The organism is Arthrobacter sp. GCM10027362 (assembly GCF_042679445.1).
In the GTDB taxonomy this organism is placed as follows: domain Bacteria; phylum Actinomycetota; class Actinomycetes; order Actinomycetales; family Micrococcaceae; genus Crystallibacter.
Map to the genome: position 1 here is coordinate 1 of NZ_JBHTML010000007.1, position 22,635 is coordinate 22,635.

A 22,635-nucleotide genomic window follows, 5' to 3' on the forward strand; every position below is an offset into this window, starting at 1 on the left:
GAGCACCGCGGCCGGCACCTCACGATCAAGGCTTTGCGCCTCCCGACCCCGCCCGGGCCCCTTCAGCTTCCGCGCCGTTGCAGGGGAAGGAAGCGTCAGCGGACACGGGTAAGGCACTGTCCCGGGCGGGATTGACCGGAACGGTGCCCCGGGCCCGTGGGGGCGGGGCCGGCCCCGGCCGGGCACGGTGCTTTCGCCCCGGCTGCCGGTTGTGCGCTCCCGCTTCGGAAAACCCTGTGTGCGGGTCAGCTGCCCAGCGTCAGGGTGTCCCAGCCGCCGCGGCCGATAAAGACCCGGGGGTGGATCTTGTTCCGGGTGACCCGGTAGTAGCGGAGGTCCCCGGTCTTGTCCCGGGTCAGGAAGCCGGCCCCGCCGTCGCCGAGATGGTTGGGCATCGTGGACAGGTGGGTCATCGCGTTCCAGCCCGAGGATCCGACCGTCGTGCGGGACTCGGAGAGGAACCGGCCGTTGCCGTTGGAGCGGTAGAGCCTCAGCTGCCCGGAACCGGTGGACCTGCGGGCGATCAGGTCCATCTTCCCGTCGGCGTCGTAGTCCAGGGTGAAGACCTCGAGGTTCTTGAACCCGGTGCCGATCTGCGTTCTGGAGCCGTGGCCGGCGCCGGAGGGGTTGGCGTAGTAGTAGAGCTTGCCGCTGGCGATGTTGCGGGCGATGATCCCCGGGTATTTGTCGGTGCGCTTGAACGCGGCGACCTCGATGTCGTAACCGGACCAGCCGCGGGCCCCGACGGTCTTGGCCGCGGCCAGGCCGCCGGCTGCCAGTCCGAAATGGACGGTGAGCTTCCCGTTCTTCCACCGGGCGACGATGTCCTGGATGCCGTCGCTGTTCCAGTCGGCGACCTCGAGCTGCGCCGCGTCCTTCCAACCGCCCGAGAGGTAGGTGCGGTCCCACAGGTCTCCGCCGCGGGCGGAGGGATAGACGTACAGATGGCCGGACCTGTCGACGGCGGCGATGTCACCTTCCCTGATCGAGGACAGGTCCGCCGTGGGGGTGTCCGCCTCGGGCAGGGTGGCCCGGGTGTCCGCGTAGCCGGCGAGGTTCTCCACCACCAGGTACATGCCGTGGTAGTCGGGGTTGGTGGTCTTCATCCAGCCGAGGCCGATGTCGGTGGCCTTCGGGTTGAGCATCCCGGCCCGGTGGCCGGGGGAGGCCATCCACCAGTCCACGATCCGGCGGGCATCGGTGTTGATGCCGATGTTCTCGGTGTACCAGTCCCAGCCGGTCGGGATCTGCTTGCTACCGTAGCCCTCGCGGTGGATGCCCTCCATCTCGAAGGCATCCTCGGTGATGCGGCGGTTCTGTTCCTCGGCCCAGGCCTGGGAGACGTCGGCGACCGCTTGGTTCCAGACCACCGGCGGCAGGCCGGCCCCGGCCCGGTACCGGTTGGTCAGGGCCAGGATTTCCGCCACGAAGGGGTCCTGGTCCGTCCTGGTAACCGCGGCGGCCGGCGTTATGCCGGTCAGCAGCAGGCCCAGGAGCAGGACGAGGACGGTGAGTGGTCTGCGCGTTGGGCGCACGGTTGTACCGCCTTGATGCTCGGTTACGGGGAGGTTGGTCTCCCCTCGGGGGCGCTGATGGGAACATGCCGGCCAAGGCGCCCCGCTGCCCCTATGTAGGGAAACCCAGCGCCAGCCGACCCGGGGTTGACTGGCCAGGACCCAAAGATAGCGGATGATGAAACGTTTAATCAACAGGACTGTGAGCACGAACGATGACAACCCGGGCGGCCTTCCATACCGCTGCAACGCCCGGACCCGGCACCGAGGGGATCTTCGAGCCGAGCCTCCACCGGTCGGCCGGACGGCGAACGGTGGACGGCGTCCGGCTCCAGGCCCTGGACATCGCGGGCAGCCGGGCGGTCCTGTGCGGGGAGATGCCCGGGGGCCGGTGCCCGACACGGCCCGGGGCCGTGGCGGCCTGCCCGGAGGACGGGCTCATTGTCCGGGAGGTGTCCACGACGACCTGGACGTGAACATCAGCTGGCCGGGAGCAGCTGCGCGGGATATTCGAACGCGCACCCGCCGGTTGGGCAGGGCCGGTGATTTCAGGCTTCGGAAAGGCCTCGGCGACGCACAGGGATTGACCAGCACCGCGCCGCGGCTAGCCTGAAGGTGAAAAGCTTTATCACATGAGAAGGCGGTGAAGATTGTGCAGACAGTGACGACGTTCTATATGTCCGCCACGCCGCGGCCCGGCACCGAGGACGCCTTCGAGGAGTGCATCCGACGGCTGGCCGCCAAGGGCACCGCCGAGGGTGCCAGGTTCTCCATTATTGAGCTCACCCGCACCAGTGCGGCCCTGCGCGGGGAGATGCCGGCGGCGGAATGCCCGGATTGCCCCGAGGAACTGGCCACCTACCTGGAGGACCGGCTGGACTGCATGGAGGACATCCACCTGGACCTGGACGTGCACATCATCTGATCGCAGCGGCTGCTGTCATCGTCCAGCCTGTTCGGCTGACCGCTCGGGCTGCCCGTCGCTCCTCGCGGCCGAGCCGCTGGTGGAACTCCTCCGGCGGCAGCACGGCGAAGACGCCGGAGGGGTTGTCCGCGTCCAGCTCCCGGACGAAGACGGCACCGCGGAAGCCGGCCAGCTCCCACCCAATAGGACCCGCTCATCTAGCCGGCCATCCACGTGTCGGGGCCGAAGAGCTCGTAGTGGATCCTGTTGGCGGGAATTCCGGAGCCGATGGCTTCACGGCGGATCTTCTTCATGAAGGGCACCGGTCCGCACAGATAGAGCGTGGTGTCATCCGGCAACTCGATATCGCGCAGGGACATGAACCCTGGCCGGGCATCTTCTTCGGGTTGCTCCAGCCACAGGTGCAGTGTGGCGTTGTCCAGGCTCGCGACGTCGTCGGTCATCTGGTTCCGGAGGGCCCAGTTCTCAAGGCGGGTGTCCGCATGGAGCACCAGGATGTCCCGGTCCGTTCCTTGAGCTGCCACGGACCGGAGGATCGAAGCGGTGTGGGCGCAGCCGATGCCTGCGGAGGCCAGCACCACCGGTCCGCCGCCGTCCTTCAGGGTGATCTCGCCGAAGGGGTTTGACAGTTCCAGCGTGTCGCCGGCCTGGACCCAGTGGTACAGGACGGGGGAGACCTCCCCACCCTCGATCAGTTTCACGGTGATCATCCGCCGCGTTCCCGCATCTGCTGACAGCGAATACTGGCGCACCTGGCGGGTGCCGTCGTCCACCGGCACCTTGACCCCCACATACTGTCCGGCCTGGGCTGGTGTGGCCGGCGTGTCATCGGCCGGTTCGAGGGTGAGCGTGACGGCGTGCAAGCCGGCCGGGCGTTTGTCCACGACGCGCCAGGGCGTCCACATTTTGTTATTGGCCTGCTCGTTGTAGAGGCCCTTTTCCAATTTGATCAGGGCGTGGGCCATGAGCCAGTAGACCTCGGTCCAGGCCGTGGCCATGTCCGGAGTGAGCACGCCCTCCAGATCCTCCGCGATTGCCGCAAAGAGGTGCTCATAGACGACCTGGTACTGTTCCTCCGTTACACCCAGGGAGCCGTGTTTGTTGGCAATGTGGGTGAGCATCTGTTCCGGCACGGTATCGGGGCTGTCCACCAGATGCGTGGCGAAGACGGCGATGCTGCCGGCCAGCGCCTGCTGCTGCCTGCCGGCCAGTGGGGTGTTCGCGTCACTGTGCCGCCCGGTGCTGAGGGGCTGCTGGTTGCTGCGGTTGAACATTCCGTCCAGTAGTTCGGGATGCGCCGCAAAAAGGCGGGCGTAGAACTTGGGGGTAATTTCCCCGATCCTTGAACCAATGAGGGGCAGGGTCAGTTCAATGATCCGCAGGGACTTTTCGGAGAGCATCAGGATTCCTCGGATAGCGGTCCGGTGCTGTGGCCGGACCCGGCACTACATAACTGTCTGGAACTTGCAAGCAACCGGTTCACTATACCGCGTGGAAAAACAGGGCGGGTCAGAGCCCCTCCGCCCGGATGCTCTCGCCGTACTCCCACCTGGCCGTCGGCGTGCGGCCAGCAGCCCTTGGACTGCGCGTAGGTGTTCGCGCCGAGAATCATCCTGCCGACCGAGTCGATGAACCCCACGCGCCGCCGTTGCGGGCCAGGACCCGCATGGCCGTCCGGGTCGGCACGCCCAGCTCCGGGTTATTCATTCCGTCGCGATTGCATCAGCCTATGGGGTGACGCGTGTGACGGTGGTGGCGACGAATTTGCCGGTGATGGGGCTGATGACGAACAGGGTTGCCCATACGAGCCGGCCGGGGACCGCTCCGGCGAGGAGCGTGACGGGAATGGATGCCAGGAAGACTGCGGGCACGTGCAGGAAGAGGAGGAGTTGGCCGAGATGGCGTTTTCCCTTGTCCGTTTCTGCCTGGGTGAGGCCGTGTTTCCTAGCGCTCAGGTAGATCGCGGTTTGTGACAGCGACGCCAGGGCGATGTTCAGCGCGTATAGGGCGGTCGGGAGCCGGAGGTCGGCGGTGCCTGGGTCGCTGGTTCCTTGGGTGGTGAACGGGATCAGAATGACGAAGAAGGCGGCGACGATGTTCCAGGTGATGAGTCGCGGGCTCATCAGCGCCATCGATCCGATGAAGCGGAAATTCACCCGCCAGAAGATTGCGATGACCACGAAGCTGAGTACGAATCCCAAAAGCTGGCCGGGGAAGTGAGAGTTCCACAGCGTGGTGATGCTTGTCCAGGAACCCGCGGGCGGGAGGTCGATGTTGGTCACGAGCAGGGTGATGGCGAATCCGTAGATGGCGTCGAAGAACGATACGCTTCGCCCGAACTCAATCGTGCTGCGATCAAAAGGCAGATTGCTCATCGGCTACCGAGGTCCCCCCGCTTGTGTGTCACGGACCATTCCACAACTCGCCGGGCTTCCGCGCGCCTTGATCGGCGAGACTTCTCCCGGAAAACCGTGGCGGACCATCCCAGCCCACACTTTGGGCCATACGGTTCCCGGCATGACCGGAAATTCCTTCAAGGCCAGCATGGTCGGTGTGGATCCGTCAAACTTCAGTCATCGGGAGGTTGTCGGGCCCACAACGTATACCTGTCCGGGCCGGGTGCCGATCTAGTAGCGGGCTTCGGCCCCGGCATGGCGCCGGTAAAGGAGTTGCCAAGAATTGCCCGGGTCCTCGCCAGTGTGCTGCCGCCGGGCCGAGACCCGCGCCGGCAGGTCGCCTTCATCGTCGAGGATATCGACGCGCTCGTCGGATGATTGCGGAACAAGGGCCTGAATGCGGTAGTCGATGCCACGGATTATGAGGCGGAAATGTGGCGGCGGGATGTCGAGATCCCGCACGCGGTTCCGTCCCCGGGGCGGACGCGGCCACCAGGGGCCGTACCTCATCAAGGAGAACATGATGGCCAAGTACCTGCTGCTCAAGCATTACCGGGGCGCGCCTGCACCGGTCAATGACGCGCCGATGGACCAGTGGACGCAGGAGGAGGTTTCGGCGCATGTGTAAGTACATGAATGGCTTCGCCGCCCGGCTTGAGGGCAGCGGTGGGATCGTCGACGCGCAGGCGCTGTCCCCGGAGGGCACATTTGTCCGCTACGACGGCGAGGGGCGGCCGCCCGTGACTGACGGTCCGTTCGCCGAGGCCAAGGATCTGATCGCCGGCTCGATGGTGATTGACGTCGAGAGCTATGAGCGGCCGTTGGCGCTGGCCGGTGAGCTGTCGGCGGCTCCGGGTGCGGGCGGCAAGCCGATCCACGAGTGGCTTGAGATCCGCCCGTTCCTGGCCGTGCCTCCAACCATTACGGGGTGACGCACCGTTGATGAGGCGCTGCTGCGGACCCTCCCCCCGCGATGATTGCGATCCCCGCCCGCCGCGGAGCCGGCCTCGCGGCGGGCGGGGACGCCCTGGTTGAAGCGATGCGCGGATGGCCGGAGGATCCGCCGACCCGACGGGCTGGCTGGCCGCTGCGGCCTGGCGTAAGTTCCTGGGCGCCGCCCGCGTCGATACCTCCCGACGGCGCGGGATACTCGTCGGGGACGGGCCCAGGCCCGGCCCGGGCGAGGCGGTGGACGGACACGCTTCAGCTGTACTTTCTGTGCGCCCACCCGTCCCTGACACCGGCCTCGCGCGGTTATCGACTCCGCCGCGTCCTGGCCGAAACCCTGACCAGCTACGGGTGGATTGTGCCCGGGAACCGAGGGCTTCGGAGGGGCAGGGGGCCCGGGAGGCCACCGACGCTTGCTGGTGGACGCCGTAGGTTTCGTCAATGTGGAAGACTTGAAACGATGCGGGCCCGCCGCGGCTCTGCGCGGGTAGGCTGAACCGCATGGACTCGGACGCCCCCGGCGAAGCCTCCCTCCGCATCACGGTCGACCTGGACATCAGCGATCCGGAGGCGGTGCGCAGCTATGCACTCTTCAGGGCCCCGACACCGGAGCATGCGGCCATGGCCGCCGGCAACCTGTACACGGCGCTGGCCATCGCCATGGACCCGCGCCGGGTTGCCGCAGACGTGCCCGGCGTCAGATTCCTGCTGGCCAAGGTGGAGGCGGCCGAAGGACACGGCACGGCGGATCAGCCCGGGCGGGTTCCGGCCGATACGGGCATCGGTGAGGATGCGGTGGCCGCCCTGCTGGAGGCCTCCGACCGGGTGGCCGGCGTGCCCCTGGAACTGCTCGGCTACAGCGGGGACGCGGAGGAGGGGGAGCGCGGGCTGTCCCGGCACCGGGCCCGGGTGCTGGCCGGCCTGCTCTGGCATGCCGCTGCGGCTATGACGGACGAGTTGTTCAACGACATCGCCCTGCTGCGCAGCCGGGGTGCCACTGCCGCGGACATCGACGAGACCTTCGTGATCGACAACCTGCCCCCGCAGTTCGCCCACCACTATGACAGCCGGTTCGCCGCCCGCTTCCTGACCGTCTGCGTGGACCTGTCCAGGAACCTGGTGTCCGGCTGGAAGGAGCCTACCTGCGTGGCCCAGGAGCTGGCCGTGCGGTGCCTGCTGGCCGATGCCGAATTCCTCGTCGAGCAGTTGGAACTCGGCCCCGAGCTGCCGCCTGACTGGATGTCCATGCTGGAACGGGCCTTCCTGGCGGACGCCGGCTCGATGATGCTCTACGACCCGTCCATGGACGGATTCGAGGCAGGTTCGGAGGCCGGCCCGCAAGTCATGCCGTCGATGAGATTCGACGACTGGTTCAGGCCCTTCCGCCCCGGCGCACCGGTGCCGCCCTACGCCTACCCGGAATAAGCCCGGCGGGCCGCCCGGGAAGTACAGGGCAGGCCAAGTTCCTTCGCAGCACGTTCGGCCACGATCGCGGCATCATGGATTTTCCCGACCGCCGATTTGACTCCATTGATCACGGCCTGATCTAACCGATCGATGGCAGGGGGTGGAGCGTCGTGACAGTGAGACCAGGGGAAAAGGTAAACCGGCGGAGGCGAACCGGCCGCGGGTCGGAATGCCATTGGGCTGGGGGCGGTATGGGTGCTCATGCTCTGTCTGTGTGCGGCGGCGGGAAAAACGCTGGAGGGCCGGCTTTCGGGACGGAAGGCTGCACAGGGGGTGGCGAAAAATTCGCCTCGGGAACACACTGGACCCCAAACGCGGGTCCTGTTCCACGGAGAGGCCGCTGGGGACCTGCACCGACAGTTCCTGGAGGCTGGCGATGAGTAAACGTTTCGACATTTATCTGGCGGGCCAGGACGACTACGAAGCCACCATCGGCCGCAACAGGGTGTGCGTCCACCGCGGTGCGGGTCCGGACCGGGACGGACCCTATATACAATCCACCGAACTTCCGAAGCGAGGAGAAGCCAGTTCTTCGGCCGGCTTATCTTCCAAGTACTTAGCCACGCCCTCACGCATTCTGCCTCCCGTCGCGGCAAGACCGATAGGCGATTTCCTCGGCAGGATATTGAAGCGCACGAGGGGGCGCTGACACCAGGCGAGGTGCTGCCGGGCCGCGGATCTAAGGAAGGGGGAGCGGCATGGACGAGGACAAGGGAACCACGCTGGCGGCGGAGGGCAGGATCCGGGAAACCGCCAAATGGCTCACGGTCAGCCTCGCCCTCCTCGGGGGTGTCCTGGTGGCCGGCACGCAGTTCAGCAGCCTGGGTTCCATCGAGGTCGGAACCGACCGGTTCCTGGCCGCGGTGCTCGGGGGAGCGCTGGCGGCGCTGGGCGCCGGACTGATCCTGGCCGCTGCCGTCTGGACGGCCACGACACCGCCGGTCAGCCTGCAGAAGCTCAAGGCGGCAGACCTGCCGAAGGACACGTTTCTGCTGGAACAGCGCGAAAGCGTGGCCAAACTGCGCGATGAGTACAGGAGCGCCCTGGATGAGAGAAATGATGCCATCGCAAACAACCTGGCCAGGCCGACGAAGGCAACCGAGCTGGCGCTCAGGCGCGCCGATATCCGGGCGGTTCATCTCTCGGGCATCGTCCAGAACGTCCTGAAGGTTGCCTCCTACCAGTCGGTGGCACGTCGGTGGAAGTGGGCGGCCCTCATCATTGCCGGGGGCGCTCTGCTGGCTTTCGTGGGGCTGATGTTCTTTATCTGGGGCGTGAACCCGCCCGCGGCAGCCAAGGCGTCCAGCGCCGTCACTGCGGTCGTGGGGGAGACGGCTACCCGGACGATCAGGCTGAGCCCTGTCGGGCAGGCGCGGCTGAAGGAGAAGCTCGGGGCTGGCTGCGACGTGTCCAAACCGCTTCGGGTACTGCACCTTGACGACACGGCGGCCGGGCCCGACGTGGTGATCCAGCAGGACGGGTGCAAGCCGCTGCGGATTGTCCTGAACCTGAGCTGGGGAGATCTCACCAAGCCTGCACCCCCGGCGCCTGCCCCCGCGGGGTGAACCGGGCTCCTGCCATGGGAGGGCATAGAAAAAGGATCCGCACCGTATTGGGGGGCCGGTGCGGATCCTTTTCCTTACTTCAACCTAACCGGCAGACCGGTCTGTCTCCTAATCGAGCACGGGGTCCGGGCGTAACGCAACGGGGCCCGGCGGCAGGTCCTCGTGGTGGTGAGCAGCGGGATGGGCCAGGCGGCGTGCTCGTACCAGCCGTCACGGTTGCGCCAGGCCGGGTCGATCTCCTCGTTGCGCTCCTCGGACATCTTCCAACCGCCGTGGCCGTGATGATGGCCTCGAGCTTCTCCTCAGCCTCTTCGTCGGTGTATTCCTCCCCGTGGAGGGGCAGAGCACGGTCTCGCCGGTTGTGTAGTCGTGGCGGAGGGACGGCCCTTCACCCTCGTCATCGCTGAGGGGCAGGTCTCCGTGCAGGTGCCCGTTCTCCTTGCCGATCAAGAGGTTGGATTCACGGATTTCGTAGTCACCGGGGGCCTCGGTGTGGTGGTAGACGGCGGTGGCCTGCCGGTCTGCGCCCCAACAGCTGGGTCGTCCGATCCCATTCGCCGGCAGCTGGCACCAAGGTCAATGCCGCATCCGAACTGACTCTGAACCTGGCTTCGGCAGCTGCCCCTGCCGGGGTGCCCGCCACCCGCGGCCAGGTTCAGGCGCCTGCACCGCAGTACCAGGACCAGGCCGAGCAGCTGGCCGAGCAGTACCGGCAGCTGGCTGAGCAGAACGCGGAGTACCACCGGCAGAACCTGACGGACGCGCAGAAGCAGTTGGAGGAGTCCCGCTTGGAACCTGTGCATCAAATGGCGGATCTCTGCATCGAGGGTCGGCAGGGCCCCTGTTCCTGGCACGGCGGTGTCGACGGCTGACGGCGGCCAGCCGGAGGTACAGGTGTGCCGAACGCCTGCGCATGGGTAGGGTCGGAAGCAGAGCGAACGACGGGAGGCACCCTGATGGACGGCACAGAGAACGCCGCAGGACAGAGCATCCGCGAGGCGGTCAGGCTGCTAGCCGGCGAACTCGGCCCGACCCTGGTGGCCGCTTTGGCCGGCAACCCGGACCGTGCCATGCCTGGACGCTGGATCGAGGAAGACGGACCGGAGCCCGATGCCGCTGAAGCAGAACGGCTGCGGTTTGCCCGGCAGCAGTGGCAGCGGCTGGCTGATGCCGGAGGTACGGACACCGCCCGCGCCTGGTTCATCGGCACCAACCCCTCGCTGGGCGACAACTCGCCGGTGAGCGCGATCCGCGAAGGACGGTTCCAGGATGTCGAGCGTGCCGTCACCGCGATGATCAACGACGAGTTCGCTGGCTGACCCATCTTGATGCCTGCGATGGAGGGGTGATCGCCACCTGCCGCCCTTCGTCGTGACGTAGTTCCGCCAGACGTACCGCCACGGCCAGATGCGCTTCCAGACCACCGCGCCGTAGAGTGCGGGCACGGCGGCGGCGACCTGGGTCAGGAGTTCAGCAGGCAGCTGCGGCATGCCGATCAGGGTGGCGGCTGCGAGCAGGATCCCGGCCGGCAGGCCGAGCAGCGCGCGGTGGAACCGGGGCGGGACCGGACCGAGAAGTCCAAGGTTGAAGCCGGGCATCCCGGCGGTGGCCAGCAGCCGCGGCAGCTCGGTCGGGTCCATGCCCTGCTGGGTGTCGCGGAGCGCCAGGGAGCGGTGGTAGATGAGCCGCCCGATGGCCTTGACGTCGCCCAGATCGGTTGGCATTTCGGCTGCACAGCCAAAATGCCCCGGCCCAACCGGTTCCGGTTACGCGGCCGCCGCGCATTACGACGGCGTGGGACGGCATACTGGTGCGGCGGCCGCCGGCGCCAGCCCGTCACGGGCAGGGCCTCGTGTTCAAGTCAAGGGATGTAGCCAAAGTCCTCGCGCTGGCTGTAGATCTCACCCTGGACTTCGCGGATGTCTCGGCCCAGGCCACGGGACATGTCCTGGATGGCCTTGACCAGACGGTCGGTGCCGTTGTCGGTCTTAATCTCCTCCAGGACCCGGTGCAGCTCGTGCAGGTTGTAGGTCAAGTAGATGTCCCGGACCGACATCTCGCCGTCGTACAGCTCGACCTGGTGCTCGAGGACCTTCTCGCCCTCCTCGGCGCCGAACTTCTGCGGGGGCCGGTGCCAGGCCATCTGGGCGGCCCGGACCAGCTGGCGGACGTCGTAGCTGACCAGCTGCGGCGGGCACTGGGCATCGACCGCCTTGGTGACCTCGTCCGCACGGGATCCGAGATAGGCCACCCCGGCCGCCTCGTGGCCTGCCTGGTCCTTCTCCCGCTTTGGGGTTGGTTTCTCGGCCAGCCACTGCCGGCCGATCTCGTTCATCCGCGCCTCATAGAGTTCCTTGAACCGCTTCCGGTTCCGCGCCAGGTAGGCCTTCTCGAACTGGACGATGATCTCGTCCGGTATCTCGATCTCGGACCAGAACCGGATGCAGTGCTCGGCCGTGGCCGACGGCGACGGATGCAGGAACGACCCGTCGCCGCGGTCGAAGAGGCGGGTCATCGGCTGTGGACGCTGCTGCCGGGACGATCGGGCATCGTCAGTGACAACGAACCGTCCGAGCCATCTTCTGCACTCATGGGAAAGGCCTTCTCGACGTTAGATGCGGACGATTCAATCCCGCCCCGGGTTCACGTTACCGGCGTGATCCTCCAAGGCCCGGACGACGCACCGGATGGGACGGGCAGCCACGGCTTCTCCTGAGCGACGTGACGCGCACTCCCTCGGCGGTCAGCTCGTCGGCGGGCTGCTGCAGCGTGGCGAGGAAGCCCTATCCGCCGCCGGTGCCGTTCTGGGCCGGCCACCGCAAACGGATGCAGCGCATCCATTCCCGAGAGACGTTGTCGATGGGCCTGTCGACGGTGATTGTGTAGCGGACCACCGACTCGTACTGGTACGGCCGGCGTTCAGCACCGGGGCAGTCGGGGTCCGGCTACTGCCCGAAGCTGTCACCCCGGATCTGCTGGATGCCGTCCAAAAATTCCGGGTCCTGTGCCAGTCCCGCGGCGATCTGCCGGGTCAACTGCGGGCCTGCCACCCAGATCTCTTCGGGGCCTGCTTCGATCAGTCCGGAGACGTCGAGGCCGATTACGTCCCCGACATCGTGCGTCCGGCCATAGGAGCCGAGGACCCTCTCCGCCGTCCCGGTGTCAATCGGAGCAATGGCAGCAGGAGCTTCCGTCGTCTCGATCGCGGCGTTGAACTCGGCCACAAATTCGTCCGCGGGGATGGCGACAGCGTGTCCGCCGGCCATCATCCTGATGCCTTTCCATTCCCTGACCGGGTAGCCGTCGGGATGGGGCGGCGGGTATGGTCCCGGGCTGGAACCGGGAGGCGGAGACTGATTCGGGTTTCCGTTGGGAGGCTGGTTTTCCTTTGGCATGTTTCTCACCTTGCCTGCAGTGTAACGAGGACGTTTATCACCAGGAAGATGACCGACAGGGCCAGCAGGATCGCCCCCGCCCCCACAAACCTCGCCCTGACGGCCATGCGGTTCCTGTCCTTCATCAGCCTGGTGATTTTTTGATGGGCCAGCCCGAGCTTCAGGCTGCGGTCGGACACCTTGTCGATGTCCCTGTAAATGTCGGCCAGGTTGGCAGAGGCAGTTTTCTGCGGCCATGCCACGGCGAAGATGCCGACCAGCGCCGCCATGGCAGCAGCGGCTATGGACAGGACGGTCCAGATGGATATCGAGTTGGCATCCGACAGGGTGGCCGCAATGCTGGCAGCCCCGACCAGGAGGATGACGCGCTGCTGGATGTTCCCAGCCGATGTCGTGAGGTTGTCTTCCTGATGCTCGACTTCCTTCAGGAGGGTATCCAGCACCGGGATTCCGCTTGCTGCCGGGGCAGAACCCGCGCTGCCGGCAGTTTCGGCGGGTGTGCTTCCACCCGAACCAGGGGGACGACTGCGGCCCAGCAGCCAGGCAATGAAGCCGACGTAGCCGGCTGCCACCCCACCTGCCAGGATTCGCGATGATCGGTCCACAGGACCTCCTTCTGCCGCCCGATCCTGCTCCGGGCACGCCAAGACGGATCGTGAATCATATTGTGAGCCTGCCGCGTTACAGGCACGTCACTCGAACGATGACAGGAAGTGGCGTGCCAGAGAGTCCACGCCCGGCGCAGCCGTGCACAGGCGTCGTCGATGCGTTCGGCGGGCCGGACCCGCGTGCTGAACGAAGGCTTGGCCAGGACAACCTGGTCGTTAACGTTGAAGTGCTCGACACGCACCTCGTCCTTCAGGAGGCACAGGGTCCGCCGGCTGGCGAGTGGTTCAGGTCCCGCGCGTGAGGCCCGTGGCGGCGATGCTGGTATCGATACTCATGACGCCCATATGTGTGGAATTCCCGGTCCGGTTCACCCGTCCTTGGAAAACATCCGGTCGGCCACCGGGAGACAGAAAGCTTCATATTGCCGGCCGAGCGTTTGGATGTCAGGCTCCGGCGCGCCTCTGGTCATGGCGGCGACGCTGTCCATCAGGTGCCCCGCCGGGGTCTTGGCGGTCTCGGAGATCCTGGCCGCTTCGTCGAAGTCACGCCAGTTGGTGCTGAACCACTTCCTGACCGCCTGGCATTCGGCCAGGGCTTCCTGGTCCGTGTACTGTGTGCCGCAGCCGGACAGCAGTGCTGCCGCGGCCGCCAACACCAAAACCGTCCGTGTCATCCGTCCCCCAACGTGCTCCCCAGATCCCCCACGGCAAGTATCGGACACCGGACAGGAAAATGTCCCGCAGGCAGGGCTGGCGGAGCACTTGTGAGGGGTGTTTTAGCCTTCGAGCATCCCAGTGGATGCGCAGCGCGCCGGCGACCGGCCCGGATTTCACGCCGACGGTCTTGACGCCCGGTGCCTCGCCCTTCTGCGCCGCTGCCCGGTCGTCGTAGATACGCCCGCAAGCCGGGCCCAGCGAGTACAGCCCATCCTCGTCGTCGGGCATCTTGGCCAGCCCGGGCGAAACCTCGCCGTTGAACAGGTGGAAGGTGATGCCGTCCCCGTCGCGCCGGGCGTATTCGGTGTCCATGGCGTCCTCCCGGACCGGCACCGGCCCGGTGGTGCCGCTGGAGGACCCTCGGGTCATCCTTACCATGGGCGGGGATGCGGCCGACCTGGGCTGGTTTGCTGAGGACCGGCCCCTGGACGGAACATGCGTGTCCTTCTGCATTGCCGGGCACGACCGGGCCCCGGTCGACGTTGTCCGAATCGCCGAAATACCGCACCTCGAAGGGGAAACTTCGGCCTGATTCCAGGCACTGGCATCCCGGGCACGGGTTTCCGCGGTCCTGAAATTCCCACTCGTCCGGCGCATTGTAGACCTTATCGCGGCCCGGATCTTCGAGGTCCTCATCAACGACCTCGAAGCCGTACTCCTCCCAGGGACCTCCAAAGTCCCACTGCTGGAAGCCGTTGAACCCGGTCTCCACGCAGGCGCCGTTGGGCAGGGTGAGCCGGAACGATTCCCGGACCGCTCCGGGAGGATGCCCAGGCTTGGGCAGCCTCCCGGATGTCAAGGACCTGCTGGTTCAAGACGCTCGCGTTCTCCCCGTCCATGAATCCGCCGCGGGGCTCCAGCATGACGGCGAGGTACCGGCAGTTCTCGGGTTCGGCAGCGGCGTTCTGGTTCTTCTCCATGGCCTCCGTGTGTGCGGCAGGGCCGTGTGGCCTCACCGGGGATACCGTGGAGTGATGGACGTGAACGAACTCAGCGCCAGGATCCAGGACAAGTACCGCGAAGAGCTGGAGGCCTTCCGGCAGCAGCTCTTCGGTCCGGAGGAACACCTCGTGGTCCGCGGCGAAAGCGTGCCCGAGCAGCGCTCTGCCGGCATGGGACCGGTGGTGTCACCGGAAAACCCCGGGGTTGCCATCAGCCTGGGCGGTGATGTGGTCGACCTGGGCTGGACGCCCGAGGACCCGACCATCTCCGGTGCGTGCGTGACCGTTTCCGTCGCCGGGCGGGACCGGATCACCGGGGCGCCGGCATCGCTGCCCACGGGGGAGTGCGACGCCTGGCTGCAGGCGGTCATTGGTGCGGAACGGGTCGGGCACACCTACCGGGCCGGAACCCTCAGCGGGGTGGACGGCCGCCTCAGCACCGTCCGCTACCGCCTGTTCCTGGACACCGACGGAAATCCTATCCCGAAGCCGGACAACTTCGAGGACCCGGACCTGCGGCGCATGGGCGAACTCTGATCTGCAGGCCGGAGCCGGCTAAGCATCAAAGCAGGGTGATCTCCCAGGCATCGGCGTATTCAACGGCAGGTTCGGGGGACAGGGGTCCTCCGGTTGCCGTATCGGTGCACGCAGCATCGAACGTCTCGGCGGCGGTCATCGCCTCGAACACACCGTCGTGGAAGTACCAGCTCCGCACGGTCTTGTAGGGGATCGCGGCGCCGGACTGTGCGGTGTAGGTGCGCCTGTGATCAAAGGTCCGCAGGATGACGCATCCGGACGCACCCCGGATCACGGCACGCTCCAGGGCAGACAGGACCCGGGCCAGTTCGATGTCGCAGCTCATGTCCTCCCTCACCTTGACCGCGCTTGAGCGGCAGGGCCCGTTGGTGATCAAGGCTGTGATGATGTGCTCACTGCAGGGCCCGGCAGGACCGGCGAGTTTCTCGGCCAGGCCCCGGGCCGGCATGAGGTCGTTGGGGATTGCGAACGGCCAGGTGCCCGGGTTCTGCGGGTCGACGCCGGTCCATTTCAGGGCGGCCAGCCCGACCTCGCCGACCCAGGTAGCCGATCCTCCCGAGGCATACAGGACCCGGGCGGCTTGGGCAGCCAGGTCCATTGCCGCGCCTTCTTCCCGGTAGCCCCTGATCGCCCGTCCGGACACAAGCTTCTGTCCGACCCTCTCAAAGAGCTCATCCGATTCGGCGCGGTACGCCTCCCCGGTCCGGCCCTGCCGCCTCTCCTCGCGTGTGTTGATTGGCTCGTGGGGCTGTTGGTTGTTCACGGCTGCCTGTCCTGGGGTGTCAGGAAACTGCCTTTCGGTCAGCTTACGGCCGATGACCGGTGCCGTGTAGAGGGGTGCGTCCCCCTCTCCGGGATCCGGCGGACCGGTCCGCCGGATCCAGACGATCGACGGCGGCCCGGATGCCCTGCGCGTCAAGGCCGGCGAGTGGCTGCGCCGCTGCGACAAGGGCTTGCCCCCAGGCCTCGGAGGCCGTCGACGTACGCCTCGTAGCCGTGCCGGACGACGATGTGCATGTCCCGCCAGGAGGGGTCCAGCCGCTCCTTCAGCAAGGCCCCGCGTTCCACGGCGGCGATCCAGCAGGAGAAGACCGGATAAGAGCACGACAAGAACGGAGGCGGCGGATCCGGCCCCGTTGGGAAAGTAGAAGTAGATGCAGCCAAGCTTCTACGCCACGATCATGGCACCGACGTCATCCGTGGATCAGGGCTGAGCGCCGCCCGAAGGCCGAGTACGATGAGCCAAGCGAGCATGCTCAGGTTGAATGGTCCGGCCAGGAAGCTCAGGCCAGCGAAGATCCCGGACAATGCGGCAGCGAACCCGAGCACGCCGGTGAACACGCCCCAATAGCCGAACCACCGTGGTGCGCCCAAGTCGCGCAGGAACCCCATTCCTGCCATTAGCGCGCCGAGCCCCAACACACCGAAGGCGAGCACCGACGCGGATGAGGCGGCGGCCCAAAATGCGTCGCCGGCAGCACTGTCCGACCCGTCCGAAGCAGCCATCGGCCGGATGATGCCGTCGTAGAGGCCGATCACGAGCAGGTTCTCCACGAGATGAATCGTGGCCGCCAGCGCCAGCTCCCCTGCGCCGACGGCGACCAGCGCCGAGCGGTGTCCAAACCGGGCCATCAGCCACCAGGAGAATCCGGCGAGGACGACCATTGCAAGAATGAGGACCCAAGCTCCCGTGATGGCACGATCGATGCTCACTACCCGTTCGGCCAGATCCGCCGCGGAATGGTGGGCTTCGGGCATCCCGGCACCGGTGAGCCAGAGAGCGAGGCCGGCAATGGCCGCGGCAGCGAAGCCGATTGCGGTGAGGCCGCCCCGGCGCGCGAACCCTGCGGACGTCATTCTCGCATGGTACTCCAGGCCCGCGACCGCCATCAGGTCCGGAGCATCGAAGGTCGTTCTGGGCGGACGTCTACTCGAAACGCACGACGTTCCACTCGAGGGTTCGCGGTTCGGCGAGCCCCTCGGTGATGAACGGATCGCCGGCGACGAAACGCTCGGCCTCCTCGCGTGAAGTGAAGATTGCCATCGACCCGGCGGCCGGATCCGGAGTCTGGAACGGGCCGAGAGCAAGGAGCCCGCCGCCGTCGGCGCGAAACGCCTGGTAGTAGGCCTTGTGGCGGGGATAGACCTCGAGAACGCGCGAACGGTCGACGCCCTCCCGCAGGGTGTACAGCACGACGAATTCCATGGGCGCGATCCTACCGGCGTTTATTCGAAGCACGGGAGAGCTGTCGGGGTGGTTCAGGTTGCGGGGAAGCCCCCGTTCCAGTGGCTGGCGCGGACGGACCGCAAGCTGCGTGCGCTACCTGGCAGCGCGCAGGCGGGCTGAGCGGAACCGATGCGGTTGGCCTGGCGGGTGTTGAGCCGGCGGGCCTGGTCATCGTGAACCCCGGCGGCCCCCGAGACGGAGAAGGCCGCGCGCCGGCAGCTGCCAGCTGGTCTTCCAGCGCGACACCGCCACCCGGACCGACTCCAATGGATTGTCCGATGCCCAAGGCTACAGCTACGCGCCGAACCCGGACACCGCAAAGCCGACCTTCGCCCGGCGCAAGTACGGCCATGGTGCCTTAGGGGCCAGCCGAGGGCAGCAATGTCTGCTGCGTAGGCTCCCGGGACGAGTACTCTGACTACAGCTTCTAGCCGCCATCCAAGATAAGGCGTGGCCGGTCCGCCCGCCGGGCCCTTGGCGTGCCTGGACCCTGTCGCCGATTGACCAGTAAGGGCAGCGGCGGCTCTACTGGGGGAGGCAGACTGCTTACCTGCCATGCGGCCGCCAGGTCGCGGCAAGCGGACAGGAGGAAACCATGCCCCAGGAATTTGCCGATGTGCCCGACGGGACCGGCTCCACCGTCCCCATCAACGCAAAGGGGGCGATCGACGGGGCGAAGACGCTGTCCGAGGCCGCCGGATTCCTGGAAACCCGGGCCGCCTGGCTGCGCAGCCTTGAGGCCAGGGGATACCAGCTCACCAGACCGATCCAGGAGGACCGGGGTAGCGCCGAACTGGTGGACCCGGAGGTTTGAGCCCGGCCCGATTCGCGGACCACGCCGGCTTAGGCGGCGGTGAGGGTTTCGCGGCCGCCAGTCCGGCCGGGGAGTTGCTGACCTGCCCGTGGCGGTCCCGGTTGCGGCGGGGACGCCGGTGGCGGGGTTCCCTTTCTCCTCGGTCGATGTCGCAGGTTTTCCTGACGACACCTCTCCATGCGCCCGGATCGCATGCGGTCAGCGACGCGCCTGCGGCCGGATGGTTCACGGTCGAGGACGGGAAAAACGTCCGCACCATCCTGGTGTTCGACCGGCTCTCCTTCGCCCCTCCGGCCCCGCCCGGATCCTGAGTGCCGGACGCGGCCCACGCCGCGGCTGCCGGTTCCGTGGCTGCCCAGTGTCAGCGCTGGACAGTTCCTGCACCGCATATCGTGTGAACTCCATGGCTCGCTCTGCGGGCCTGCCCGGGCCGCGCGTCGCTGGGGCGCACGGGGCAGACGCGTCTACTCGGAACGCACGACGTTCCACTCGAGGATCTGCGGTTCTGCGAGCCCCTCGGTGGTGAGCGGATCGCCGGCGATGAAGCATTCGGCCTCCTGACGTAAAGTGAAGACTCCCTCGGGCCGGCACGATCGGACCCTGCCGTCAGGCGCCTGCACCGTAGATGACGGCCAGGTTGTAAAAGTTGGTGCTGTCCGGCACGGGGTCGGTGCTGTCGTCGGTGACGGCATTCATGACATCGCTGTCATCCTTGCGGTGAACCAGGCCCAGGGCATGGCCCAGCTCATGGACCACGGTCGCCAAGGTACCCTTGTCGCTGGTCTCGTCCAGCAGCCGGGTGTACAGGGTGATCCTCCCACCCTCGCGGACCCCGCCGCTGTCCCGGCCGGCGAACTCGCCGTCCGTGTGCCGGCCGCCGCCGGAGAATTCCTCTTCCACCGTGACGCAGTTGCCCTCTGCCGGGCATGCGGGCACGGCGACCGCATGCAGGCAGGGACTTTCGGACCAGATCCTGGCCGCCTCCCCGACCATTCGGGCGTAGCGTTCGGACAGGCCGGACGTCTCGAAATACAGCAGCAGTTCTTCGCCGTCGGGTTTTGGCCAAGGCGTTTCGGGGCTGTCTTTCCAGTCCACGTCCAGCTCCCTGGCTCCGGCGGGGGTCTCACAGGCGGCCGGCGCAGCGGCGCTTTCCGGACCCGCGCAGGCGGGCAGCAACAGAGATGACAGCAGCGCGACCGTGGCCAAGCGGGCAAACCTGCCGCGGTTGCCGGCCCGGCGCTGTGCTATTTCAAGCAGTGGCTTTCCCCGGACCTGCTCCCGGCACTCCCCTGGTGCGATCACGCGAATTTGCTCCATGGCGACAGTATGTCGTCCGTAAAGGACACCGGCTAGACCGGCATCATGGGGGCAGGCAGTCTTGTCGCCACCGGTCGCCCGATTTTCGGCCCGCCCGCCGGGTACCAGTGCCGGGAAGACCAGGGCTGGCATCACCGGTCCTGGAACAGGAGCACCCGGCCGGAGCGCGCATCGCAGGTCCAGTAGCGGCCGGTGTCGTCGGCGCCCAGGCAGTGGCCGGTTTCGGGCACCTTGACCTTCCGCACGAGCTCCAGTCCCCGGGCGGAGGCAGCCAGCGTCGCGATCGTGGTTCCGGGGTCGCTGCGGACGTAGAAATGGCCGGGGCCGGAGGAGTAGGCCGGCAGAGACTCGCCCTCACCCAGCTCGTAGTCTCCGAGCCGGCCCCCGTCCTTCAGGTCCAGCAAGGTGACCTTGCCGTTGTCCGCGCAGCTGGCCAGCAGGAAACCGCCGCGCTCATCGATCCGCGGGAATCCATGTGTTCCGTCGCAGCCGGTGGGCCAACGTGCTGCCACCGTGCGGGCCTTGGCGTCAATCCTGGCCACGTCGTCACCGGCGTGGGTGTAGGCCGCCGCGCCGTTGGAAGTCAGCGTGAGGCCTTCCACCCCGCCGGGGACGGAGATGAAACCCGACCGTCGGGGTGCCTCGCCGAGACTCTTTCCCAAGGCGAAGATCTCGATTCCCTCCTTGGCCGGCTCGGTAACCCACAGTTCCCTGGTCGCGGGAACGTAGCGGATGTAATCGCTCGGGGCAGCGACTGCGGCCGAGGAAATGAGCCGCCCATCACCGGGGTCGAGCACGTCGATCCGGTGTGCCCCTCGGTCCAGGCCGAACAGCAGACCGTCCCCGGCATCGGCAGAATCCACGTTTCCGGAATACGGTACGCGCTTCGCCTCCCCGGTATCCGGGGCGAGCAGGTAGATCCCGCTCTCCCGCGCCGGCACGACTACCTGCTTCCAATCGGCCGAATACACGACGTCGTCGAAGTCGATTCCTTCGGCAGCGCCAGGCAGATCCACCACGCGTACGGACAGATCAACCTCCTGCGCCAGGGTGCAGCCCGTGAGCCCAACGAACAGCAGCACGGCGGCCGCGCACAGCCGGCCCGGGCCAGGCCCCGTCCTCCTCCGGTGCCGGGACGGCCTGTTGCTCCGGCCGCTTACCCGGCAACTGACCTCTGCGGCTGCCTTCCCGGAGCTGCCGGCAAATGGCACGTCATTCCCCTTCCCGCCAGCCGGCACCTAAACTCCATGTAACTGCTGCTGCAGCCGGATGTCGACAGGGAAGACCGGTTTGCTGCACCCGACGGTAGCGCTTACGCCGCCGCGCCCGTGGCGCGAGACAGCCGTCATCCTGCGGATCCGGTCCGGTGCCCGCCCGTTGTCATCCACAGCGTGCGGGACCACCATGGATAGACCCGGGTAAAGAAGGAGCAGCCATGGACAGCCCGGCCCACGGCCTCGTACTGCTCCCGGGAGGTACCCGGGAGCAGTACGAGGCCTCGATTGCTGCCGTTCACCCGGGCCCTGGGCACCGGCCCGGTGGCGAATCTTCCACGCAGGCGGGGCGTCTCCGGGCGGATGGGCAGTCGTAGCTGCATGGCTGTCGAACTGAGCTCCGTGGTCTCCTGCCCTGTGTGCGGGCAGGAAACCACCGCACAGGTGCCAACCGATGCCTGCCAGTTCTTCTGGGTATGCCCGGCGTGCAAGGCACGGCTGCGACCGCTCGAAGGGGCCTGCTGCGTGTTCTGCTCCTACGGCACCGTCCCCTGCCCCTCCAGGCAGTAACCGGCGGCCGCGCGTCCATCCTCGAGCCCGCCTGCCGGGACGCCAGTGTGTGCCGCATGAGTGGTCTGATGGCGGCTGCTAGGGTGTCACCGTGTTAATCAGCTCGTGTTTCTCCTGGGTGGCCTCTGCCGGCAGGTTGGGCCTGATGGTGTCGTTGAACCAGGCGTCGTGCTGTTCGGCGCTCTCCCAGATTTCCACAACGTTCATCCCGCCATCGCCCTCCCAGGCATAGTGGGCGATGAATCCGGGCGTGGACTTGACCTGGTCGGTCAGCCGCGCTCCGAGCTCCTCATATTGCTCCCGGGTCAGGCCGGGGACGAAGGTTTTGGCCAGGACGGTCACAGCTGTCTCCTCATGATCTGGATGCCGCCGGGCGGGCCGGTCCCGCGGACACGGCCGGCACAGGAAGAGTCTACGACGCTCGCAGGGACAGCGCCGACAGGGTGCTTCAGCCTGCCGGGAAGCCATCCGGGAGTCCGGACGAGACATGCCCTGGGTGGGACGGCGGGCGGTCAACGTGCCGTCGGTGGATGCCGCGCGTGGGAGGGTTGCCCATGAACATCCCTCGGCCTGAAGCTGCTCAGACCGGCCTCTAATCGAAGTCGACCACCGATCCCGTCTGGATGATGAGGGCCTCGATGGCCGGCCTGTACCGCTGCACGGGACCATCGCTCCAGCGGCTGGGGTGCTTCAGCGGACGCGGTACCGCGGACACGGGGGACCTGGTATCCACAGCCGGTCAGCGGATGCGCTATTTTCCTGGAATGCCGGCGGGGTTTACCGAACCCGGCGAACGGGCGGCGCTTCATCCTGGTTGCCGCCGCTGGATTCGCTGCTGACCATAACATCCCGGCGCGGAAAACGGGTCGAACTCCGCCTCAACACTTCACCAGGGATGCGCAACCCGGTCGGTTCCATGCACGGCGGAGTTGGCCTGTGCGTCTTCGAACTGGCCACCCGCAATGCGTCGGACGCCTCCCGAACATTCCGGCGAGGCCTTCCACACCTCCTCAATACACTTTGCCTGCCTGAGCCCCGAGCGCGTTGACGGGGACGTCGCCCTGAAGCAGCGGTTCAACGAACAGTTTTGGCTGCCCGACCGCGGCTACTACGCCATCGCCCTGGACGGCAGGAAGCGGCCGGTGGACGCCTGTGCTTCCAACATGGGGCAATGCCTGTTGTCCGGCTTCATCGACGAGGACAAGGCCCCGCTGGTGGCCGGGCGGCTGATGTCCCCGGAAATGTTCAGCGGCTGGGGCGTGCGCACCCTGGCCACCGACATGGGCGCCTACAACCCGGCCAGCTACCACAATGGCTCGGTCTGGCCCCACGACAACGCCCTCATCGCGGACTCGGCGCAGACCCACACTGCACCTCGGGGCCAGGACCACGCCGCCGCTCCGCGGATAACCGGTGACATGGAGTCTCGCAATCATCCGGCGATCACGAGGGAGCAGTCCCGCACACCCCACGTTAGCGG

General features: G+C 67.0%; 25 protein-coding genes and 3 pseudogenes. 11 read left to right on the forward strand and 17 right to left on the reverse strand.

The features are described 5' to 3' along the window. Positions 1-245 precede the first annotated feature (245 nt). On the reverse strand, positions 246-1,535 hold the full coding sequence (locus ACFQ36_RS02430) for a CAP domain-containing protein (protein WP_377010253.1): 1,290 nt from the start codon (positions 1,533-1,535) through the stop codon (positions 246-248). A gap of 194 nt (positions 1,536-1,729) precedes the next feature. Between ACFQ36_RS02430 and ACFQ36_RS02435 the strand changes: the two genes are divergently transcribed. Together ACFQ36_RS02435 and ACFQ36_RS02440 are read left to right on the forward strand one after the other, a co-directional pair. Next, positions 1,730-1,990, forward strand: coding sequence for a hypothetical protein (locus ACFQ36_RS02435; protein WP_377010255.1), 261 nt, complete (start codon positions 1,730-1,732; stop codon positions 1,988-1,990). Between the two features lie 167 nt (positions 1,991-2,157). Next, entirely contained in the window at positions 2,158-2,439 is a 282-nt protein-coding gene (locus tag ACFQ36_RS02440; RefSeq protein ID WP_377010257.1) for a hypothetical protein, read from the forward strand. Between the two features lie 197 nt (positions 2,440-2,636). Here ACFQ36_RS02440 and ACFQ36_RS02445 read toward each other — a convergent pair whose 3' ends face one another. The 3 genes from ACFQ36_RS02445 to ACFQ36_RS02455 all read right to left on the reverse strand — a co-directional run bounded on the left by ACFQ36_RS02445 (position 2,637) and on the right by ACFQ36_RS02455 (position 5,297). After that, positions 2,637-3,839 (reverse strand): globin domain-containing protein, encoded by a 1,203-nt coding sequence (locus tag ACFQ36_RS02445; RefSeq protein ID WP_377010259.1) that lies wholly within the window; start codon positions 3,837-3,839, stop codon positions 2,637-2,639. A gap of 327 nt (positions 3,840-4,166) precedes the next feature. After that, entirely contained in the window at positions 4,167-4,814 is a 648-nt protein-coding gene (locus ACFQ36_RS02450; protein ID WP_377010261.1) for a TMEM175 family protein, read from the reverse strand. A 252-nt stretch (positions 4,815-5,066) separates the two neighbouring features. Further along, positions 5,067-5,297: a hypothetical protein gene (locus ACFQ36_RS02455; protein WP_377010263.1), complete on the reverse strand. Its 231-nt coding sequence runs from the start codon at positions 5,295-5,297 to the stop codon at positions 5,067-5,069. Between the two features lie 61 nt (positions 5,298-5,358). Between ACFQ36_RS02455 and ACFQ36_RS02460 the strand changes: the two are divergent. The 3 genes and pseudogenes from ACFQ36_RS02460 (at position 5,359) to ACFQ36_RS02470 (ending at position 8,815) form a co-directional block, all read left to right on the forward strand. Further along, a pseudogene (locus tag ACFQ36_RS02460) lies at positions 5,359-5,767 on the forward strand (YciI family protein). 517 nt (positions 5,768-6,284) lie between these two features. Then, positions 6,285-7,208: a hypothetical protein gene (locus ACFQ36_RS02465; protein ID WP_377010265.1), complete on the forward strand. Its 924-nt coding sequence runs from the start codon at positions 6,285-6,287 to the stop codon at positions 7,206-7,208. A gap of 740 nt (positions 7,209-7,948) precedes the next feature. After that, positions 7,949-8,815 (forward strand): hypothetical protein, encoded by an 867-nt coding sequence (locus tag ACFQ36_RS02470; protein WP_377010267.1) that lies wholly within the window; start codon positions 7,949-7,951, stop codon positions 8,813-8,815. 74 nt (positions 8,816-8,889) lie between these two features. Here the strand turns inward: ACFQ36_RS02470 and ACFQ36_RS02475 are convergent. Beyond that, a pseudogene (locus ACFQ36_RS02475) lies at positions 8,890-9,081 on the reverse strand (hypothetical protein); the annotation flags it as partial. Between the two features lie 366 nt (positions 9,082-9,447). On the opposite strand from ACFQ36_RS02475, the gene ACFQ36_RS02480 reads away from it, so the two are divergent. Further along, positions 9,448-9,687, forward strand: a complete 240-nt coding sequence (locus tag ACFQ36_RS02480) for a hypothetical protein (RefSeq protein WP_377010269.1) — start codon at positions 9,448-9,450, stop codon at positions 9,685-9,687. Positions 9,688-9,825: 138 nt separating this feature from the next. Here the strand turns inward: ACFQ36_RS02480 and ACFQ36_RS02485 are convergent, their stop codons facing one another. From ACFQ36_RS02485 to ACFQ36_RS02505, 5 genes are all read right to left on the reverse strand, one after another. Then, positions 9,826-10,539, reverse strand: coding sequence for a hypothetical protein (locus ACFQ36_RS02485; protein ID WP_377010271.1), 714 nt, complete (start codon positions 10,537-10,539; stop codon positions 9,826-9,828). A gap of 137 nt (positions 10,540-10,676) precedes the next feature. Then, positions 10,677-11,330, reverse strand: coding sequence for a hypothetical protein (locus ACFQ36_RS02490; protein WP_377010273.1), 654 nt, complete (start codon positions 11,328-11,330; stop codon positions 10,677-10,679). Between the two features lie 430 nt (positions 11,331-11,760). Next, entirely contained in the window at positions 11,761-12,084 is a 324-nt protein-coding gene (locus ACFQ36_RS02495) for a hypothetical protein (protein WP_377010275.1), read from the reverse strand. Between the two features lie 131 nt (positions 12,085-12,215). Continuing rightward, positions 12,216-12,782, reverse strand: coding sequence for a hypothetical protein (locus ACFQ36_RS02500; RefSeq protein WP_377010276.1), 567 nt, complete (start codon positions 12,780-12,782; stop codon positions 12,216-12,218). Positions 12,783-13,186: 404 nt separating this feature from the next. Next, entirely contained in the window at positions 13,187-13,492 is a 306-nt protein-coding gene (locus tag ACFQ36_RS02505; protein ID WP_377010278.1) for a hypothetical protein, read from the reverse strand. 317 nt (positions 13,493-13,809) lie between these two features. Here ACFQ36_RS02505 and ACFQ36_RS02510 point away from each other — a divergent pair, with 317 nt between their 5' ends. Together ACFQ36_RS02510 and ACFQ36_RS02515 are read left to right on the forward strand one after the other, a co-directional pair. After that, on the forward strand, positions 13,810-14,067 hold the full coding sequence (locus ACFQ36_RS02510; protein WP_377010280.1) for a hypothetical protein: 258 nt from the start codon (positions 13,810-13,812) through the stop codon (positions 14,065-14,067). 448 nt (positions 14,068-14,515) lie between these two features. Continuing rightward, positions 14,516-15,013: a hypothetical protein gene (locus tag ACFQ36_RS02515; protein WP_377010282.1), complete on the forward strand. Its 498-nt coding sequence runs from the start codon at positions 14,516-14,518 to the stop codon at positions 15,011-15,013. Between the two features lie 25 nt (positions 15,014-15,038). Here ACFQ36_RS02515 and ACFQ36_RS02520 read toward each other — a convergent pair whose 3' ends face one another. The 3 genes from ACFQ36_RS02520 to ACFQ36_RS02530 all read right to left on the reverse strand — a co-directional run bounded on the left by ACFQ36_RS02520 (position 15,039) and on the right by ACFQ36_RS02530 (position 17,219). Then, a complete protein-coding gene (locus ACFQ36_RS02520; RefSeq protein ID WP_377010284.1) occupies positions 15,039-15,776 on the reverse strand; it encodes a hypothetical protein in 738 nt (245 codons plus the stop codon). A gap of 416 nt (positions 15,777-16,192) precedes the next feature. Further along, positions 16,193-16,870, reverse strand: a complete 678-nt coding sequence (locus ACFQ36_RS02525) for a hypothetical protein (protein ID WP_377010286.1) — start codon at positions 16,868-16,870, stop codon at positions 16,193-16,195. A 70-nt stretch (positions 16,871-16,940) separates the two neighbouring features. Next, positions 16,941-17,219: a YciI family protein gene (locus ACFQ36_RS02530; RefSeq protein ID WP_377010288.1), complete on the reverse strand. Its 279-nt coding sequence runs from the start codon at positions 17,217-17,219 to the stop codon at positions 16,941-16,943. A 616-nt stretch (positions 17,220-17,835) separates the two neighbouring features. On the opposite strand from ACFQ36_RS02530, the gene ACFQ36_RS02535 reads away from it, so the two are divergent. Then, positions 17,836-18,054, forward strand: a complete 219-nt coding sequence (locus ACFQ36_RS02535) for a hypothetical protein (RefSeq protein ID WP_377010289.1) — start codon at positions 17,836-17,838, stop codon at positions 18,052-18,054. A 606-nt stretch (positions 18,055-18,660) separates the two neighbouring features. Here the strand turns inward: ACFQ36_RS02535 and ACFQ36_RS02540 are convergent. Then, entirely contained in the window at positions 18,661-19,149 is a 489-nt protein-coding gene (locus ACFQ36_RS02540; RefSeq protein WP_377010290.1) for a matrixin family metalloprotease, read from the reverse strand. A 353-nt stretch (positions 19,150-19,502) separates the two neighbouring features. Beyond that, positions 19,503-20,453 carry a YncE family protein gene (locus ACFQ36_RS02545; protein ID WP_377010292.1) on the reverse strand — a complete coding sequence of 317 codons (951 nt, stop codon included), beginning with the start codon at positions 20,451-20,453 and terminating at the stop codon, positions 19,503-19,505. 513 nt (positions 20,454-20,966) lie between these two features. Here ACFQ36_RS02545 and ACFQ36_RS02550 point away from each other — a divergent pair. Then, on the forward strand, positions 20,967-21,155 hold the full coding sequence (locus ACFQ36_RS02550; RefSeq protein WP_377010294.1) for a GDCCVxC domain-containing (seleno)protein: 189 nt from the start codon (positions 20,967-20,969) through the stop codon (positions 21,153-21,155). 78 nt (positions 21,156-21,233) lie between these two features. On the opposite strand, the gene ACFQ36_RS02555 is transcribed toward ACFQ36_RS02550, so the two are convergent. Further along, the gene (locus ACFQ36_RS02555; RefSeq protein WP_377010296.1) at positions 21,234-21,497 is read right to left on the reverse strand and encodes an antibiotic biosynthesis monooxygenase family protein; all 264 of its coding nucleotides are present in this window, start codon (positions 21,495-21,497) and stop codon (positions 21,234-21,236) included. A gap of 250 nt (positions 21,498-21,747) precedes the next feature. Then, positions 21,748-21,870 carry a hypothetical protein gene (locus ACFQ36_RS02560; protein ID WP_377010298.1) on the reverse strand — a complete coding sequence of 41 codons (123 nt, stop codon included), beginning with the start codon at positions 21,868-21,870 and terminating at the stop codon, positions 21,748-21,750. Between the two features lie 346 nt (positions 21,871-22,216). On the opposite strand from ACFQ36_RS02560, the pseudogene ACFQ36_RS02565 reads away from it, so the two are divergent. Beyond that, positions 22,217-22,504: pseudogene (locus ACFQ36_RS02565) on the forward strand (amylo-alpha-1,6-glucosidase); the annotation flags it as partial. Between the last annotated feature and the right edge of the window lie 131 nt (positions 22,505-22,635).